The organism is Mycolicibacterium canariasense (assembly GCF_002101555.1).
GTDB classification, from domain to species: Bacteria; Actinomycetota; Actinomycetes; order Mycobacteriales; family Mycobacteriaceae; genus Mycobacterium; species Mycobacterium canariasense.
Window position 1 is genome coordinate 52898 of record NZ_LQOL01000041.1, and the last position, 17828, is coordinate 70725.

Annotated in this window: 16 protein-coding genes, 1 tRNA gene and 1 riboswitch; of the genes, 10 read left to right on the forward strand and 7 right to left on the reverse strand. The window is 65.6% G+C overall.

The window, feature by feature from the left end:
• Nucleotides 1-36 precede the first annotated feature (36 nt).
• Together AWB94_RS09285 and aceE are read right to left on the reverse strand one after the other, a co-directional pair.
• The gene (locus AWB94_RS09285) at nt 37-1323 is read right to left on the reverse strand and encodes a PucR family transcriptional regulator (protein ID WP_084395308.1); all 1287 of its coding nucleotides are present in this window, start codon (nt 1321-1323) and stop codon (nt 37-39) included.
• Nucleotides 1324-1442: 119 nt separating this feature from the next.
• Complete coding sequence (gene aceE / locus AWB94_RS09290; protein WP_062657998.1) at nt 1443-4232, reverse strand: pyruvate dehydrogenase (acetyl-transferring), homodimeric type; 2790 nt, start codon at nt 4230-4232, stop codon at nt 1443-1445.
• A 156-nt stretch (nt 4233-4388) separates the two neighbouring features.
• Between aceE and AWB94_RS09295 the strand changes: the two genes are divergently transcribed.
• From AWB94_RS09295 to AWB94_RS09310, 4 genes are all read left to right on the forward strand, one after another.
• Nucleotides 4389-4973: an Rv2240c family protein gene (locus AWB94_RS09295; protein ID WP_062657997.1), complete on the forward strand. Its 585-nt coding sequence runs from the start codon at nt 4389-4391 to the stop codon at nt 4971-4973.
• Nucleotides 4974-5057: 84 nt separating this feature from the next.
• Complete coding sequence (locus tag AWB94_RS09300; RefSeq protein ID WP_062657996.1) at nt 5058-5489, forward strand: DUF3052 domain-containing protein; 432 nt, start codon at nt 5058-5060, stop codon at nt 5487-5489.
• Between the two features lie 90 nt (nt 5490-5579).
• Entirely contained in the window at nt 5580-6038 is a 459-nt protein-coding gene (locus AWB94_RS09305; RefSeq protein WP_062657995.1) for a peroxiredoxin, read from the forward strand.
• Between the two features lie 36 nt (nt 6039-6074).
• Nucleotides 6075-6146 (forward strand) — tRNA-Val (locus AWB94_RS09310).
• A gap of 6 nt (nt 6147-6152) precedes the next feature.
• On the opposite strand, the gene AWB94_RS09315 is transcribed toward AWB94_RS09310, so the two are convergent.
• Together AWB94_RS09315 and AWB94_RS09320 are read right to left on the reverse strand one after the other, a co-directional pair.
• Entirely contained in the window at nt 6153-7535 is a 1383-nt protein-coding gene (locus AWB94_RS09315) for an L-serine ammonia-lyase (protein ID WP_062657994.1), read from the reverse strand.
• Nucleotides 7536-7740: 205 nt separating this feature from the next.
• A riboswitch (glycine riboswitch) is annotated at nt 7741-7830 on the reverse strand.
• Nucleotides 7831-7920: 90 nt separating this feature from the next.
• A complete protein-coding gene (locus AWB94_RS09320) occupies nt 7921-8622 on the reverse strand; it encodes an MIP/aquaporin family protein (RefSeq protein WP_084395307.1) in 702 nt (233 codons plus the stop codon).
• A gap of 261 nt (nt 8623-8883) precedes the next feature.
• Between AWB94_RS09320 and AWB94_RS09325 the strand changes: the two genes are divergently transcribed.
• On the forward strand, nt 8884-10767 hold the full coding sequence (locus tag AWB94_RS09325; RefSeq protein WP_234811668.1) for a GAF domain-containing sensor histidine kinase: 1884 nt from the start codon (nt 8884-8886) through the stop codon (nt 10765-10767).
• Here AWB94_RS09325 and AWB94_RS09330 read toward each other — a convergent pair.
• Nucleotides 10759-11157, reverse strand: a complete 399-nt coding sequence (locus tag AWB94_RS09330) for a cupin domain-containing protein (protein WP_062657993.1) — start codon at nt 11155-11157, stop codon at nt 10759-10761. The two genes, AWB94_RS09325 and AWB94_RS09330, sit on opposite strands and share 9 nt — an antisense overlap.
• Nucleotides 11158-11302: 145 nt before the next feature.
• Here AWB94_RS09330 and AWB94_RS34580 point away from each other — a divergent pair, with 145 nt between their 5' ends.
• A complete protein-coding gene (locus AWB94_RS34580; RefSeq protein ID WP_131805350.1) occupies nt 11303-11530 on the forward strand; it encodes a hypothetical protein in 228 nt (75 codons plus the stop codon).
• A 99-nt stretch (nt 11531-11629) separates the two neighbouring features.
• Here AWB94_RS34580 and AWB94_RS09340 read toward each other — a convergent pair whose 3' ends face one another.
• Complete coding sequence (locus AWB94_RS09340; protein ID WP_062657992.1) at nt 11630-12229, reverse strand: TetR/AcrR family transcriptional regulator; 600 nt, start codon at nt 12227-12229, stop codon at nt 11630-11632.
• 78 nt (nt 12230-12307) lie between these two features.
• On the opposite strand from AWB94_RS09340, the gene AWB94_RS09345 reads away from it, so the two are divergent.
• Nucleotides 12308-13753 carry an ABC1 kinase family protein gene (locus AWB94_RS09345; protein ID WP_234811669.1) on the forward strand — a complete coding sequence of 482 codons (1446 nt, stop codon included), beginning with the start codon at nt 12308-12310 and terminating at the stop codon, nt 13751-13753.
• Entirely contained in the window at nt 13753-15174 is a 1422-nt protein-coding gene (locus AWB94_RS09350) for an ABC1 kinase family protein (RefSeq protein WP_201029572.1), read from the forward strand. The genes AWB94_RS09345 and AWB94_RS09350 overlap by 1 nt, the downstream gene beginning before the upstream one ends.
• A gap of 14 nt (nt 15175-15188) precedes the next feature.
• On the opposite strand, the gene AWB94_RS09355 is transcribed toward AWB94_RS09350, so the two are convergent.
• Complete coding sequence (locus tag AWB94_RS09355) at nt 15189-15560, reverse strand: DUF6319 family protein (protein ID WP_409365980.1); 372 nt, start codon at nt 15558-15560, stop codon at nt 15189-15191.
• 1401 nt (nt 15561-16961) lie between these two features.
• Between AWB94_RS09355 and AWB94_RS36265 the strand changes: the two genes are divergently transcribed.
• Nucleotides 16962-17105, forward strand: coding sequence for a M10 family metallopeptidase domain-containing protein (locus AWB94_RS36265; protein WP_420092501.1), 144 nt, complete (start codon nt 16962-16964; stop codon nt 17103-17105).
• Nucleotides 17105-17638, forward strand: a complete 534-nt coding sequence (locus AWB94_RS34590; RefSeq protein WP_131805348.1) for a hypothetical protein — start codon at nt 17105-17107, stop codon at nt 17636-17638. The genes AWB94_RS36265 and AWB94_RS34590 overlap by 1 nt, the downstream gene beginning before the upstream one ends.
• The last annotated feature ends 190 nt before the right edge of the window (nt 17639-17828 follow it).

Here is a 17828-nt window from a genome sequence, read left to right on the forward strand (position 1 = left end):
CGTGATGCGACCCCGCCGAGACCGCTTCGCGATCTGTTATGTCGGAATCTGGCTCCCCAACTTCGTGGTTTGGCCGCCCTGCGGCGCGATTGTGCTGCTGATTGACCCGTTGAAGTGGCCTGTGTCACGCCGCAATCGGCCCACCGTGGTGGCCACCCGCAGGACGTACGCGTCGCGTGGAACCGTCGGATCGCGACCGGTGAAGTCGGCGATCCGTTTCAGGCGGTAGCGCACCGTGTTTGGATGAACGAACAATTTGCGTGCGCACGCTTCGATCGCGCCGCCGGAATCCAGGTAGGTGTCCAGCGTTTCGGTCAGCGCCGGGCCGGCGTCGGCCAGCGGACGCATCACCTCGGTCTCCAGGGCGGCCAGTGCGAGGGCGTCGCCCAGCAGTGCCCGCTCGGGCAGCAGTTCCCGGGACGACACCGGGCGGGGTGCGCCACCCCATCCGGTGACGGCGCGCATGCCCGCGATCGCCTCGGATGCGCTGCGGTACAAGGTGGTCAGGGTCGGCGCGGTGGGGCCGATCACCACCGGGCCGTCGGCGAACACCTTCATCAGGTCGGCCAGGAACCGGTCGGTCGGCGACAGCGATCCCGACACGATGGTCACCAGCCAGGTGCCGTGCACATCGGACAGGGCGGTGCGACCGTTGCGCATCGCCACGTCGTGCACGTCCCCGCTGGCCAGGTCGATCCGGTCGGGGTGCGGATAGCCCACGATCACCGTCGCCGGTGCGGTGGCGTCCCAGTTCAGCGCGGCCGCCTGGGACTGCAGGGCCGGGCCGGTGTCGCCGCGGACCACGGCGTCGACGATGTTGGCCTCCATCCGGGTGTCCCAGGCGCCACGCGCCTCGGCGGCGTCGGCGTAGGCGGTGGCGGCGGCGAAGGCCAGGTCGCGGCTGTAGCGCAGGATGCCCGCGGTCAGCGCGCTCAGTTGTTCGTCGGTGCGGGCCAGCAGCGGCACCACCTCTTCGAAGAACTCCATGGTGACCCGCACCATCTCGACGGTGTGCCGCAGCGCGATCCGCCGGCGCAGATCCTGGGGGACGACGTCGAAGGCCTGGGCGGTGTAGCTGACATCGCTGGTGGGGTCACGCATCCACTCGACGAAGTTGACCACCGCGGTCTGCACCACCAGGTGCACGCTGGCGCGCTGGGAGGCCTCCAGGTCGGCGAAGAACGGCAAGCGTTCCTCCAGCGCATGTACCGCCTCGGTGGCCAGCCGGCCCGAATACTGCTTGAGCCGGCGCAACGCGGAATCCGGCACCGTCTGCAGCACGCCCAGCGTGGACGGCGGCGGGATGGTGCGTTTGTCGGGCATCTCTAAAATCTACGCCGGTCTTTTGTAAGAGCGGCACGCGTAAGGCCGTGCCCCGCGTTTGTGCGGTTTCATACGCGACGCGCCGGGCGAGGCGTATGAAACCGCACGAACGGCCGGGTCTAGGCGCTGCCGGTGTCGACGAACGACACCTCGGCCGCGGCCACGTCGTCGATGCGGTACTGCTTGGCCGCCGCGACGGCCACCGACGGATCGATCTCACCGTCGCGGGCCAGCGCCTCCAGCACCGCCACCACCACCGACTCGGCGTCGGTGTTGAAGTAGCGCCGCGCGGCCGGGCGGGTGTCGGAGAAGCCGAACCCGTCGGTGCCCAGCGTCACGTAGGTGTTGGGCACCCACGGGCGGATCTGCTCGGACACCGCCCGCATCCAATCCGACACCGCGACGACCGGGCCCGCCGTCTGCGCCAGCGCCTGGGTGACATACGCGGTCGGGGCCGGCTGGTCCGGATGGCGCAGCCGCTGCTTCTCCACCGCCACGCCGTCGCGGTTGAGTTCGCCCCAGCTGGTCACCGACCAGACATCGGCGGCCACATCCCACTCCGCTGCCAGCATGTCCGCCGCGCGCAGCGCCTCGGACATGGCCACACCCGACGCCAGGATCTGCGCGGTGCTGGTGCGCTTCTCGGCGGCCGCCCGGTAGCGGTACATGCCCTTGAGCAGACCTTCGGGATCGAAGTTCGCCGGCTCGGCGGGCTGGACATACGGCTCGTTGTAGATGGTGATGTAGAAGAAGATGTTCTCCGGATCCTCGCCGTACATCCGCTTCAGGCCGCTCTCGATGATGTAGGCGATCTCGTAGGCGAACGCCGGGTCGTAGGTGACGGCCGCCGGGTTGGTCGAGGCCAGCAGCAGCGAATGCCCGTCGGCGTGCTGCAGGCCCTCACCGGTCAGCGTGGTGCGCCCGGCCGTGGCACCGAGCACGAAACCCTTGGCCATCTGGTCGGCGGCCGCCCACAGCCCGTCACCGGTGCGCTGGAACCCGAACATCGAATAGAAGATGTAGATCGGGATCATGGGCACGTTGTGGGTGGCGTACGACGTCCCGACCGCGGTGAACGAGGCCGTCGAGCCCGCCTCGTTGATGCCCTCGTGCAGGATCTGGCCGATCTCGGATTCCTTGTAGGCCAACATCAATTCGGAATCCACGGCGGTGTAGAGCTGCCCGTTGCGGTTGTAGATCTTCAGGCTGGGGAACCACGAGTCCATGCCGAAGGTGCGTGCCTCGTCCGGGATGATCGGGACCAGTCGCGGCCCGATTTCTTTGTCCCGCAACAGTTCCTTGAACGTGCGCACGGTCGCCATGGTGGTGGCCACGGCCTGGTTGCCGGAGCCCTTCTTCAGCGGCTTGTAGGCGTCGCTGCCCGGCAGGTTGAGCGCCTTGGTTCTGGTGCGGCGTTCGGGAACGAAACCGCCCAGGGTGCGCCGGCGGTCCAGCAGGTAGCGGATCTCCGGGGCGTTGGGGCCGGGGTGGTAGTACGGCGGCAGGTACGGGTTCTCTTCCAGCTGGGCGTCGCTGACCGGCACCCGGGTGACATCGCGGAAGTTCTTGAGATCTTGCAGCGCAAGCTTTTTCATCTGGTGCGTGGCGTTTCGGCCCTCGAAGTGTTGCCCCAGCGTGTAGCCCTTGATGGTCTTGGCCAGGATGATCGTCGGCTGGCCCTTGTGCTCCATCGCGGCGCGGTAGGCGGCATACAGCTTGCGGTAGTCGTGCCCGCCCCGCTTGAGGTTCCAGATCTCGGTGTCGGTCATCGGGTCCACCAGCGCCTTGGTGCGCGGGTCGCGGCCGAAGAAATGGTCGCGGACGTAGGCGCCGTCGTTGGCCTTGTAGGTCTGGTAGTCCCCGTCGGGGGTGGTGTTCATCAGGTTCACCAGGGCGCCGTCGCGGTCGGCGTGCAGCAGCGCGTCCCACTCGCGGCCCCAGACGACCTTGATGACGTTCCAGCCCGCGCCGCGGAAGAACGACTCCAGTTCCTGGATGATCTTGCCGTTGCCGCGCACCGGGCCGTCCAGACGCTGCAGGTTGCAGTTGACCACGAAGGTCAGGTTGTCCAACGCCTCGTTGGCGGCCACCTGGATCAGGCCGCGGCTCTCCGGCTCGTCCATCTCGCCGTCGCCCAGGAAGGCCCACACGTGCTGATCCGAGGTGTCCTTGATACCGCGGTCGTGCAGGTAGTGGTTGAACCGGGCCTGGTAGATGGCGTTCATCGGGCCCAGGCCCATCGACACCGTCGGGAATTCCCAGAAGTCGGGCATCAGGCGCGGGTGCGGGTAGGACGGCAGGCCACCGCCGGCGTGACTGTGCTCCTGGCGGAAACCGTCCAACTGGTTGGCGGTCAGCCGGCCCTCGAGGAAGGCGCGCGCGTAGATGCCGGGGGAGGCGTGGCCCTGGATGAAGACCTGATCGCCGCCGCCGGGATGGGACTTGCCGCGGAAGAAGTGGTTGAACCCGACCTCGTACAGCGACGCCGACGAGGCGTAGGTCGAAATGTGGCCGCCCACACCGACTCCCGGCCGCTGCGCGCGGTGCACCATGATGGCCGCGTTCCAGCGGATCCAGGCCCGGTAGCGGCGCTCGACGTCCTCGTCACCGGGGAACCAGGGCTCCAGTTCGGTGGGGATGGTGTTGACGTAGTCGGTGGAGGTCAGGGCGGGGATGGCGACGCGCTTCTCCCTCGATCGCTCCAGCAGGCGCAACATCAGATAGCGCGCGCGGGCAGACCCGTGCCGTTCGAGCATGTCGTCGAACGACTCCAGCCATTCGGCCGTCTCGTCGGGATCGATGTCGGGCAAATAGGAGGCAACGCCTTCGCGGATCACGCGGACCCGGTCGGGTTCGCCTGCGTTACCGGAGTTTTGGGCCAGGTCTTGGCGCGCGAACTCGGTGGTCAACTGCGGCTCCTTGGTTAACGGTGCTTCGTAGTGCGGTGCTTGTGGCGATCACTATCGTGCCTCTATCGTGCCGCAGATCACCGGGCAGGGTGTCCTACTGCTCAGTAACCAAATGATCCGGCGATCGCTGTTCGGAAGCGGTAACGTCTGGCAGCAATGCCGAACAGTGGTTGGGGGTCTGCGGTGCTGATGCGGGTGCGTGTCGGCGCCCTGATCGTGGGTTGTCTGGCCGTGCTGGCGATGATCGTCGTCGGGTGCACCAGCGAGACCAGCGGTACCGCCACGGTGAACAAGGCCGACGCGCCCATCTACCGGGCCTCGGTGTCGGCGTCGGCCGCCGAATCGGCCGAGAGCTCCAGCTCGAAGGAGTCGGAGCGGCAGAAGTCGATCACCACCGGTGCGATCCACACCTCGTGCGAGGCGCTCAGCTCCAGCAGCGTGGACTCCATCACGGCGGTGAACACCTACGTCGGCGCCTACAACGAGAACGGTGACGTGGCGGGAGCCGCGCAGCCCGCCATCGACGCGCTCAACCAGAGTGCCGATCTGGTGGAGCGCAGCCTGTCCGATCCCTTGGGCCCCGCACTGCGGGGCGCACTGACCGAATGGGTGAGCGCCGCGCGGGCGGTGGCCTCGGCAATTTCCGGCGATGTCGGGCCCGATGCCTTCAACGATGCGGTGGGTCGGCTCAACGACGCGAAGACGGCTGCGCTGGACATGTGCGATGCGGCATATCGATAAACCTTGCCGCCAAGTCTCGGCCTCGGGCCTCCGGCGTGCGAATATAGGCCGAGCGCACTCGAAACGGCTTAAGGAGGACTGACGGTGGTCGCCGCGGGGACGGACTCTGACCCGAACTACGCCCGCAAACTGGGCATCGAGAAGGATCAGGTCGTCCAGGAATTGGGGTGGGACGAAGACACCGACGACGATATCCGGGCCGACATCGAGGACGCCTGTGGTGGCGAGCTTCTCGACGAGGACGCCGATGAGGTCGTCGACGTGGTGTTGTTGTGGTGGCGCGACGACGACGGTGACCTGGTGGACCGGCTGATGGACGCCATCACCCCGCTGGCCGACGACGGCGTCATCTGGGTGGTGACCCCCAAGACGGGGAAGCCCGGCCACGTCCTGCCCGCCGAGATCGCCGAGTCGGCGCCGACCGCCGGGTTGATGCAGACCTCGTCGGCGAACCTGGGTGACTGGATCGCCAGCCGATTGGTGCAGCCGAAGTCCAAAGCCGCCGGTCGGCGATGAGCGCTGGGCAGCGCTAGTTTTGCCGAGATTGCAGTTATTGCGTCCGCTACTCGCACTTCTGCGCAACAACGGCAATGTCGCGGTGCGCGGATGCTGACCGTCGGCGCGCCCGCGCCGGACTTCACTTTGAAGAACCAGCACGGCCGGCCGGTGACGCTGTCGGCGCTGCGCGGCCGCAATGTGCTGCTGGTGTTCTTCCCGCTGGCGTTCACCCCGATCTGCGCGGGTGAGCTGGGGGAGATCCAGGCGCATCCCGAGGTGTACGACACGCCCGACACCGTCACCCTCGCCATCTCGGTGGGGCCGCCGCCGACGCACAAGGTGTGGGCCCAGCAGAGCGGCTTCACCTTCGACCTGTTGTCCGACTTCTGGCCGCACGGCGCGGTCGCTGCGGAGTACGGGGTGTTCAACTCCGAGTCGGGTTTCGCCGACCGGGGCACCTTCGCGATTGACCGGTCCGGCGTCATCGGGTTCGCCGAGTGCAAACAGCCAGGTGAGATGCGTGACGCCGCGGTCTGGCGGGACGCGCTGGCGGCGCTGCGGATTTAGTACTGGCCAGCGCGGGCGTGTAGCGTGCCTGCGACGGGGCGCGTAGCTCAGTGGTAGAGCTCTGGTTTTACACACCAGCGGTCGGCGGTTCGATACCGTCCGCGCCCACTCTGGTCAGCATTCGACGACGTTGACCGCCACGTTGACGGCAAGGCCCCCGGTGGCGGTTTCTTTGTACTTGTTGCTCATGTCCATCCCGGTGGTGCGCATGGTTTCGATCACCTGGTCCAGGGACACGCGGTGGGTGCCGTCGCCGCGCAGGGCCATGCGGGCGGCGTTGATGGCTTTGCCCGCCGAGATGGCGTTGCGTTCGATGCACGGGATCTGCACCAGGCCGCCGATGGGATCGCAGGTCAGCCCCAGGCTGTGCTCCATCGCGATCTCGGCGGCATTCTCGACTTGGTGCGCTGTGCCGCCGAGGATCTCGGCCAGGGCGCCGGCGGCCATCGAGGCTGCGGACCCGACTTCGCCCTGGCACCCCACTTCGGCTCCGGAGATGGAGGCACGCTCTTTGTACAGCGAGCCGATCGCCCCGGCCGCGAGGAGGAAGCGGATGGCGGTGTCGTCGGGATCGGCTTGGCCCGCCCTGGTGTAGTGCGTGGCGTAGTGCAGGACGGCCGGGATGATTCCGGCGGCGCCGTTGGTGGGTGCGGTGACGATGCGCCCGCCGGAGGCGTTCTCCTCGTTGACGGCCAGGGCGATGAGATTGACCCAGTCCTCGGCGAAGGCGGCGTCGCGGTCGGGGTCTTCGGCGGCCAGCCGGCTGTGCCAATCGTGTGCGCGACGCGGCACCCGGAGATTTCCGGGCAGATATCCCTGCTGGCTGATACCGCGTTGCGCGCAGGCCACCATCACATCGCGCAAATGCAGGAGATCGTGATGGATCTGTTCGCGCGTGCGGGAGGTGAGTTCGTACCGCAGCATGATTTCGCTGATGCTGCAGCCGTGGTGCTCGGCCAACTCCAGGAGGTCGGCGGCACTGTGAAAGGACCACGGTTTCGGGGTGACGTCGGATTGGTCAGAGGGTTGGTCCCCGGTGACGATGAAACCACCGCCCACCGAGTAGTAGGTCTCGGTGTACAGCGCGTGCCCGGGTGACCCGTATGCGGTGAGGGTCATGGCGTTGGGGTGGCGGGGCAGAACCGTCTCCGGGTGCAGAGCGAAGTCGGATTCCGTCAATCCAATCTTGGTGGTGCCACCGAGTCTGATGGCGCCGTCGGCGCGCATCGCGGCCAGCCGTCGCTCGGCGTGGTCCGGTTCGATCGTGTCGGGCCACAGTCCTTCCAAGCCGAGCAGGATCGCCGAGAAGGTGCCGTGCCCGGCGCCGGTGGCGGCCAGGGAACCGAACACGGATACCCGTACTTCGGTCACTTCGGTCAACGACGTGCGGCCGGCCAGATCGGTGACGAACTGCGCCGCGGCGCGCATCGGTCCCACGGTGTGGGAGCTGGAGGGGCCGATTCCGACCGTGAAGAGTTCGAAGACACTGATGGTCATGAGCTTTCGGCTCTGAGATCGGTTGTGATGAATCGGTTTCGAAGGTGCACGAGGTGACTCCAATTCGTCGAGCCCACGAGGTGTGGGCGTCGAGTGGTGACACCTCCCCGCTCTGTCCTGTTACCTGAGAGTTTGAAGCGTGCACCGCGCTTTCACCTTGGGCAAGTGCACGGTGTGGCTCACCGGCACTGTTCTCCAGAGTTGCCTCGACGCAACGGTATTGGGCCTGAGAGTTTCTCGGGGAGGAGATTGCTCCTACGGCGCTCCGACGAGGAGGTTCTCCCGCTGCGTGTCAACGGCGTATTGACTTGTGTAGTGGGGAACTATACCCACTGATTTCGCGAAGACGCAGCTTGTCCTGCGATGGATGGACTGTGCAGGAGGGCTACCGGTCGCCAGGATTGAGCATCATGAAGGCGAGGGCCGCCGCGCCACCGGCCGCGAGCTGAGCGACGACGTACACCCACAGCGTGGGCCAGGCGAGGACTCCGACCACGGCGTTCCCGATGGAGACGGCGGGATTGAATGCCGCACCCGAGACAGCGCCCACCGCGACCGCCCCCGCCGTCACCGTCAGGCCGATTGCCAGCCCGTAGAACGAATTGCCGCGATGGTCCTTGCTGGTGGCGGTGTTGAGCACCACGAAACACAACGCAAAGGTGAAGACCAGTTCGGAGACGAACGCCGCCACAAGGTGATCCCCGGCGAGCGCGATCCTGCCAGGGCTCGGCAAGTGATCGAGACCGGTCAGCAACGACACGGCGCCCCCTGCGACGAGACCGGCGCCTATCTGAACCACCCAGTAGACAGCCGCATCGCGCAGGCCGATGCGACGACGGGCCCAGACGGCCAGCGTCACCGCGGGGTTGTAATGGCCACCGGATATGTGTCCACCCGCATAGACCATCACCATCAGGGCGGCACCGGCGGCGACGGGCGTCAACGGACTTCGCTCCACCGTCGAGGCGCCGACCGTGAAGACCAGGACAAAGGTGCCGATGGCTTCTGTTGCGTATGCGGCGCGTGCCCGACTCCGCTTCGTATACGTGGGTCCCGCGTGCTTGGCCGGGGTGCTCAGTGCTTCCATCTATTCGAGGATCGTCGCGCAGGAGTCCGCCGTCGTCGTGGCTGGCGTCCATTTGTCGCTGGCGGCCAGCCCCCATCTTCGGTCCGGTGCCGAGCGTCTGAGCACAAGATAACGGCGCCCGCATTGCAGCTAGCAGGTGAACACCGATGGGGGATAGCTACCGGTGTGCCTGGGCGTTGGCCCTGCCGACAACCGGGCATCCGTGCGCGAGGCTGGTGAGAAGCGTGTTCAGCCTGAACCTGGGAGGACGGAGTCGCTCGGATGGCGCTGCAGGTTCCGATGCCCCGAGTCCAGTGGTCGGTGGTGCGAGGTCGGATCGGTGAGTTGTTGCTGCCGAGCAGTGTTCGTCGCACTGGGATCGGCCTGGTGGTAGCGCTCGCCCTGCTTGCCGCCGAGGCGCTGATCGTCGACGCTCTACGTGAGACGGCACCCACCATGGCATTCGGCGTCCTGTATCTGGTGGGTGTACTGGTCGTAGCCATCGGCTGGGACTTCCGGGTGGCCCTGCCGATGGCGGTGGTCAGCGCGGTCGCACTGGATATGTCCCGTCCCGTGCGGGCCGAGATGCCCATCACTTCCCAGGCCCAAACCTGGGTGGTCCTCGTCGTGTTCGTTGCCGTGGCGCTCGGTGCACATTCACTGGCGGGGGCTGCCCGGTCGCGTCTGACCGAAGCGAACCAACGGCGTGAGGAAGCCGCACTGATCGCTGAGATATCGCGCGATATGTTGCGTGACAACAACTTACGGGTTGCCATGGTGGCGGCTCAGGATCGGTTGGCCAGCACGCTTGCGCTCCCGCACGCCGAGCTGGTTCTCGGTGAGGCCGGTCCGCTGGACCAGCGTGTCGTGATTCCGCTGCGGGAACGCGACACCGTCCTGGGAACGCTGGTGGTGCCGGCGGGTCTGACGGACTCGACGCGACGTCGCCTTCGTCGGCTTGCGCCGATGTTGCAGACCGTTCTCGCAGCCGCACGCGATCGTGAGATGACGCATGAGGCGCTGAGCATCAGCCGCGATGAATTCCGCCTCCTGTTCGAACAGCAACAGGCCTTGCGTCGAGTGGCGACGCTGGTGGCGTCCGGCGCCTCCGATGCCGACATCTTTCGGGCAGTGGTCGATGAAATGGGCCGTGCCCTGGGCGTCTCCAACAGCGCGCTGTGGCGCTTCGAATCCGATGGCACCGCGACTCTCATCGCGGCCAACAACGACCCGCGGCAGTACGGTGCCATGCCGGTGGGGTCACGCTGGCCGCTGGACGGGGAGAACATCGTGGCGACGGTGCAGCGAAGCGGACGGACGGCTCGGATGGACACCCACGACCATCCGGATGGTGCCGCCGCACTGTGCATCCGAGAGCTGGGATTACACGGGGGAGTGGGTGCCCCGATCGTTGTCGACGGCCGCCTCTGGGGCGTGGCGGTGGTCGGGTCCGCGCAGCGGCAGCCGTTGGCGAGTGATACCGAGGGTCGTCTTTCCGAGTTCTCCGAACTGGTGGCAACCGCCATCGCCAACGCCGAATCACATGAAGAGCTGACTGCATCGCGTGCCCGCATCATCAGCGCGGCCGACGACGCACGGCGGCGCATCGAACGGGATCTGCACGACGGCGCCCAGCAACGCCTGGTGTATTTGGCGCTGGAACTGCGCTCGGCGCAAGCGACCGTCCCGCCGGAACTGCCCGAACTCCGCCGTCACCTCGATGCCGTGGCTGCTGGACTGGCAGTTGCGTCGACCGATCTGCAGGAACTGTCTCGCGGTATCCACCCGGCGATCCTTTCCAAAGGGGGTCTCGGACCGGCATTGAAGAGTCTGGCCAGGCGATCCGGCGTCCCGGTCACGCTCGAGGTAGCCATCGACGGCAGGTTGGCCCAGAACGTCGAGACGGCCACCTATTACGTGGTCTCCGAAGCGTTGACCAATGCGACCAAACACGCTCGTGCAGAGGAGGTTCGGGTGACGGTCCAGACCGGATCCCGATCCTTGCGGCTGCGTATCGAAGACGACGGCGTCGGTGGAGCCGATGTGTCGGGAGGGTCGGGGCTGATCGGATTGTCCGACCGCGTCCACGCCCTCGGCGGGCGCCTGACCGTCACCAGCCCCACCGGCGCCGGTACGTCGCTGACAGCCACCATCCCGTTAGGTTGAACGGAGGTCTCCAACCTCGATGACAATCGGTTCCTGGGTACTTCGTGCGACGACGATCACCGCAACGTCTTCTGGGTCGGGGTTCTCCTCCCGGTGGGGCAGATACGCCGGCACGAAGACGTAGTCACCGGGCTCGGTTTCCACCCGGACCTCGCCGGTACCGTCATGAAACACGAAGACCGGATGGCCGGCGCGGACGAAGATCGCGGTTTCCGCTTCTCCGTGATGGTGATTGCTCGAAGCCGTCGATGGCGCGACATGTGTTTCGCCCATCCAGATTCTCTCGGCTCCGGTCGATACGCCGCTGACGGCCGAAAGCCGCAGCATGCCGGCGCTCTGTGCGGTCGCGGAGCTCAGCCCCGCTGGTGTGACGTGGTGAATCTTGGACATCGCTCGCTCGTTCCTCGATCAGTGCCGTGTGCCGGCGTGGTGGAACAAGAGGAGGCCGGCCCACAGCGGGTACTGGCTGGCCTGGGGCACCGGCGGTGCGTCATCGAGCTGAGCATTTCCCGGCGACTGGCACAGGGTTGCCGATGTGCCGACACTCGTGCAGGACTGGGGATTATCGGCCGCGAAGGCCGGTTCGGCAGTGGATATCGAGATGATTGCGGCTGCTCCGGTGACGGCAACCAACCTCACAATCGAGGCGCTTTTCGACATGGTGAATCCTTGCTTATCTTTGTGTATTCGACCTTGGGGGGTCAGTTCCAGAGTTGCCCTCGGCTCCGGCAGTGTCGTTGTTGCTGGCTGCAATCGTGTGTAGTGAGTAGCAGGGTGACCCAGTTACCAGGTGGCCACCTTGTGCCCGGTCCGGCCGTTCGACAACATGTGCCTATCCCAGCGCGGCAGGGTCACACGGTGGTCACTTCAACGTCCGCACCCGGGTCGACAGCACCGTGGTCCACTCGTCCAGGTAGCGGTCGTCTGAAATCGATGCGCTCGCGCGCCGGAAAAGGTTGGTGGCCAGGCGTTCTCCCAGCAGGCTGCTGACGCCGAGCGTGGCCAGCGTTTTGGTTTGTTCCGACGAGGCGTTCGGCGCCCACGCCGCGATCCAGCCGTCGAGTTCGTCGGTCAGTGAGTCCACGAGCGCCGCATAGGCGGTGTCGAGCCGGTCCGACAATCCGGCGGGGGTGCGTGCGGCGATCTGCAGCAGCTCGGCCTCCTGGTCGATGACGGTGAGCAGGTAGCGGCCCAGCACGGTGAGTTCGCTGTGCAGGTCGCCCAGGCCGGCGAAGAGGGCGCGGATGTCCTGCATGGCGGCGCGGCGGTCGAGTTGCCGGTCGATACCGGCGATCAGCAGGGCGTCCTTGGACTTGAAGTGCCGGTACAGGGCGCCCGACCCGGCGGCCAAGCCGGCCGCTGTCTCGATCTGGGAGACGCTGGTGGCCTCGAATCCCTTGGCGCTGAACAGCCGCATCGCCTCGGTCAGGATCCGGTCCCGGGTGGACGTCGGCGTGGTCATTGACTCCTCCAAAGTGATCACTTACTGTCCGTACTTGATCACTTTACCCGCGTGTTGGGGGAGACGGGAGTGCTTCACATGCCGCAACCGAACAAACCGGTCGCGAATGGGCGGATCCGCCGCACCATGCCACTCGCGGGATTCACCGCGCGTGCCGCGGGCGGACGGCTCATCGCGGGCCTCAGTGAGAGGGCGGGCAACGACGGGGCGGTGGAGCGGTTCCACGAGCGAACCGCCGAGCGCTATGCCGAGATCCTCGGTCACTCCAAGGGTGCATTGATGAAGCTCGGTCAACTGCTGTCCATCATCGATACGGGCGGCCTGGGATCCGGCGGATTCGCGCCGTACCAACAGGCCCTGATCCGGTTACAGTCCGCCGCCCCGCCGATGGCACCCGGCTTGGTGCGCGAAGTCGTCGACACCGAATTGGGCTCCACCGCAGCAGAGTTCGCCGACTTTGACGACGAGCCGATCGCGGCAGCATCGATCGGTCAGGTGCACCGTGCCGTCTTGCACGACGGCCGCGCCGTCGCGGTGAAAATCCAGTACCCCGGCGTGGCCGATGCGATCCGGGCCGATCTGGCCAATACCGAACTGGTGGCGACGTTCCTGCGGTTCGTCACCTCGGCCGCCGGGATCGTGCTCGATCCTCGCTCGCTGGCGCACGAACTGAGCGCCCGGATCGCCGAAGAGGTCGATTACCGGCGTGAGGCGGCGATGATCACCCACTTCGCCGATCTCTATCGTGGGCATCCGTTCATCCGAATCCCGGACGCGATTCCCGAGCTGTCGACGGGTCGCGTACTGACGATGACATACCTGGACGGAATGAGTTGGGGCGCAGCGCAACAGGCCGACCAGGCGCTCAAGAACACCTGGGCCGAGGTGATCACCTTGTTCACCAGTGCCAACTACCGGCTGGACAACCTGATGCACAACGACCCGCACCCGGGCAACTATCTGTTCAACCCGGACGGCAGCGTCGGCGTCGTCGACTTCGGCTCGGTAAAAGTTCTTCCCGAGCCGTTGCGCCGGGCGGCCGTCGGCGTGATGCGGGCGGCGATCGATGGTCGCGCCGACGACCTGCGCGACTGCATGGTGCAGGTCGGGTTCATCACCGCCGATTCACTGATGACCGCAGAGGAGGCCCTCGGGTATTGGTCGCAGGTGTTCTACGAGGTCGCGCTCGCGCCGCAACCGGTGACCTACACGCCGGATGCTTCGGCACGTACCGCGCGCTGGCTTTTCGGGCTGCACGATTCGTCGAATCCGTTGACGCGCATGAGTGCGCCCGGCGATCTCGCCTTCGCACCTCGAGTCCACGCCGCGCTGAGCAACGTCTGCGCCGGCCTGGCGGCAACGGTGCCCGCCCGTGCAATCATCGACGAGTTGGACGGCATCGTGACGCCGACCACCGATCTCGGCATTTCGCACCATGCGTGGGTGCGTGAGCGGGGATTGCCCGGCGCGTTCGACGAGCACGCACCGGTTTCGGTGGCGACGCAAACCTACGGTGAGCAATGATGCAGTCGAAGGAGCAGCCGCCGCCACGTGGCCGAATTCGGCGCACCATGCCACTTGCGGGCTTCGCGGCACGTGCCGCGGGTGGCCGACTCGTTGCCGGACTACGGGAGAGGGCCGGTGACGAGGGCGCGGTCGAGCGGTTTCACGAGGACACCGCAGCGCGCTACACCGACATACTGGGACATTCCAAGGGCACGTTGATGAAAGCCGGTCAAATCCTGTCGATGATCGACGCGTCGGCGATCGGAAACGGCGGCTTTGCCCCCTACCAGCGGGCGTTGGCACGATTACAGACCAACGCGCCCCCGATGCCGGCGGCCCTCGTCCGGTCTATCCTTGACGGCGAATTCGGTGGGCGGATGGCCCTTTTTGCCGATCTCGATACTGCGCCCGTCGCGGCCGCTTCCATCGGTCAGGTCCACCGCGGTACTTTGCGAGATGGTCGTCAGGTTGCGGTCAAGGTGCAGTATCCCGGTGTGGGCGAGGTCATCCGTGATGATCTTGCCAACGCCGAACTGCTGACCACGTTTCTGCGTTTCGCGTTCGCGGCCTCCGGTGTGGCGATGGACATCCGCGGTATGGCTGCCGAGGTCACCGCGCGGGTAGGCGAGGAAGTGGATTACCGGCACGAGGCGGCCATGATCACCGCTTTCGGCGACCTTTACCGAGGCCATCCCTTCATCCGGATTCCTGACGTCATTCCCGACTTATCCACCGATCGGGTGCTGACGATGACATACCTCGACGGATTCGACTGGGCCGAAGCGCAATCCGCCGATCAAGACCTCAAGAACACTTGGGCGGAAGGGATATATCGGTTTCTCAACGGGAATTCACGCCACGCCAACCTCGCCCACGCCGATCCGCATCCAGGCAACTTTCGGTTCCATCCCGACGGCGGGGTCGGCGTCCTGGACTTCGGATGCGTTCAGATCGCCGATGAAGACCGACGTTGGCTCTTCTGGACAAATGTGCGCGCAGCGATCGAAGAGCGCTACGACGACTGCCGCGAACTGATGATCCGAATGGGGCTCTTGGCCGCGGATTCGTCGCTGAGCCAAGATGGTCTGCGGCTCATCGTCTCGGAGTTGATCTATGAGGTCATTGCCCCACAGCCCGTCACGTTTACTCCCGAGTCCATGGGCCGCCGCCTCCGCGGGTTCTTCGGCGATCGGGAATCTCAGCCGGTCACCCAGCTCAGTGCGACCCGCGAGTTCGTCTTCTTGCCGCGTATCGGCATCGCGTTTCACCACATCGCTGCGGGGCTGCGGGCGACCGTTCCGGCACGGGCCATCGTCGACGATCTCGAAGGCGTCGCCGAGCCCACCACCGAACTTGGTCGGCAACACCACGCCTGGCGGCGGGAACGCGGCCTACCGTGCGGCCTGGATCATCATGAAGCGCCCCGATTTGCCCCGTAGTACGTCTACGAGGCTCAGTCCAACTCCGCCAGCGCCCGCCGTGCCGCCTCCAACTCGGCTTCCAATGCCGCCACCTTCGCGGCCTGCTGGACGCGTGCCTCTTCGATGACCTCGTCGATCGGGGTGGCGAGATCTTCGTGCAGTTCCTTGGCGGCGCGCGACACCGCGGCCGCCGCCACGGCGAGGTCGCGGGCCAGATAGGTGCCACCCTGCTTGAGTTCGGCGCGCCACTCGCCGTCGGCGGTGCCGGTGACCGTGAGGGTCAACTCCAGGGTCTTGGCCTTCCGCTTGGCCGATGCCTTCTTCGGTGCCGGTGCCGCGGCAGGTTCGGCGGCGGGCTCGGGCAGCGGCGCAACCGGGGCGAGGGTGTCTGCGGTCATCGTCATGACGCACATTAGAACACACGTTCGACGTCGTCTGTCGACATCGCTGCGGCGTTCGGCGCGCCGACCAATGCCGTAACACCACCATCTATCGAAGTGTGGAGACGTCTCAGTACCGCGATGGACGTGACATGGGGCGACGGCAGTCAACCCCAGTGGGGTAGATCACCGTCTTTCGGCGTTCGGTGTCCAGTCGGGCCGCCGACTACACCTTTGGGAGGTTCCCCGGGGGCGGAGCCACATTCGAGGGGGGACGTATGTCGGGCAATGCTGGGAACAGCCGGCCTGCTACATGCGCGCGCCACGCCGGTGTCCGGATTCGACGCTGGTCAGTGGTGATCGCGGTGAGTGCCGTCATCGGTGCCGGAATCATCGTTGTCTTTGGCGATCGTGCCCCGCTTGGTCTGGGTACTGTGCCGCGCGCATTCGCTCAGCCTGGCCCCACCGGTCCGACTGGCGGATCAGGTGGTGATGGGTTCGGTGGGCCGCCGTTTCCGATGCAGCCACCGGGAATGCCTGACGGTCCCGGGGCGTACAACGGCGGCTCCTATCCCGGACCAGATCAGGACAACGGCATTTCGATCTACAATTCCGGTGCCCCCCAATATCCCGATGACAGCCAGGGGGGCCACAACCAAGCCCCGAACTATCCGCAGCAGTTACCGCCGGCCAACGGAAGCCAGCCGCCTGATTACGACGCGCCGTTGCAAGCCCCGCAGCCGCAGCGCGCACCACAGGAGCCTGCGCAGAACCAACCGAGCGGACAACGCCCGCAGCAGAATGCACCTCAACAGCAAGAACCGACGACGGTCACCGTGACGGTAACGGCCTCCAGCGCACCGCCCACCTCACCGGCACCGCCGACGCCATCTACACCGCCAGACAACAGCAACGGGTCCCAGAAGGTCGATCAGCAGTCGGATGTTCACCATGAGGGCGATGAGGACCGTAGCGATCAGTGCCCCGGCAACGTGTCGCCCCTGGGAACCTTCGACAACGTGGACCCGAATCAGAGTGCGTCGATAACTGTCAAGAACATCAAACCTTTCGTTCTACCGGCGAACGAAATCAACGACTTCTTCGGGCAACATGAACTCACCTTTCAAATCGCCCCGGGGACGCCCGACAACTATGCGAATGCATTTCGTGAAGCAGCCAAACGCTGGAACGAGGCACAGCAAACGATCGATGTCCATGAAATCGGACCAACGAAGTGGTACGACGCCGTAGGCCCGAGTCTCATCTTCAACGTACTAGATTCAGACCCACCAAAGACGGCCCACGGCGGCACACCGCTCGCGCAAGAGACACCCGGCGGTTCGCGTCTGGAACCCGCCCAGATCACCGCATGGTCACAAGCGTTTGTTCAGTCGGATGTCGATCCTGAGGGGGGTGATCGGTGTGATGGGCCACGAAATCGGGCATGCGCTCGGCCTGGACCACTCGTGCAAAGGCGCGATGATGTTTTACAAGGCGGGCCCGTGGCAAGCGACGTCGCCAACCCCCCTTGACGTGGCAATCTTCAACGAGACCCAGCGGGAGAATTGATGGCCACCACGCAGTTCAGAACATCTGTGCTCATTGCCGCTGTTGCGGCGCTGCTGACAGCGGTGTCCTGCTCATCTGCCCCACCTTCGGCTCCGCAAGCGACATGCCCCACGGCCAGCGCAAAAATATCGCTGCCGGCAGTCGTCGGCTTCGGCAGTGATGTCTTCGTCGCAAAGATCACGGCCAAGGACGCTGCCTATGACGGATTCACTGGCCCCGTCCAGACCTATCAGGCAATTGCTTCGGTACCGCTGATGGGATCGGCGAATGGCCCCGTCCGGATTGGAGCTGGCAGCGTGCTCATCGACGGTAAGCCCTGCCGCTATGGACTTCCGTTGCCCGAAGTGGGCAAGTCCTATCTGCTCGCAGCTAATTACGACAAAGGTACTCACGTATTCGTTACCGGCGTGTTCGAGGGAGGTATGACTCCTCTCTCCGATGCCGAGATCGCGAAGATCGGCACACCCGACGAACCTGCTGTCATCAAGGCGATGCGCGAAGCGGTCAAGAACCCGATCTATCCCAGCATCTAATGCGCAGTAGGTATGCCTGGCGCAGCTAACTGGTGGCTGCGAGGGCAGCATCCGGGGTCCGCCTGCGGCGCAAAGGGATGTGGCTTGTTTCTGTTTTCTTGCAACAGTTTCTCGGCTCTTCACAGATGAGGGTGTAGAGGTGGTTGGCGCGTCGTTGCCGGGATAGAGGTCGAGGTCTCTCGAAAATGAG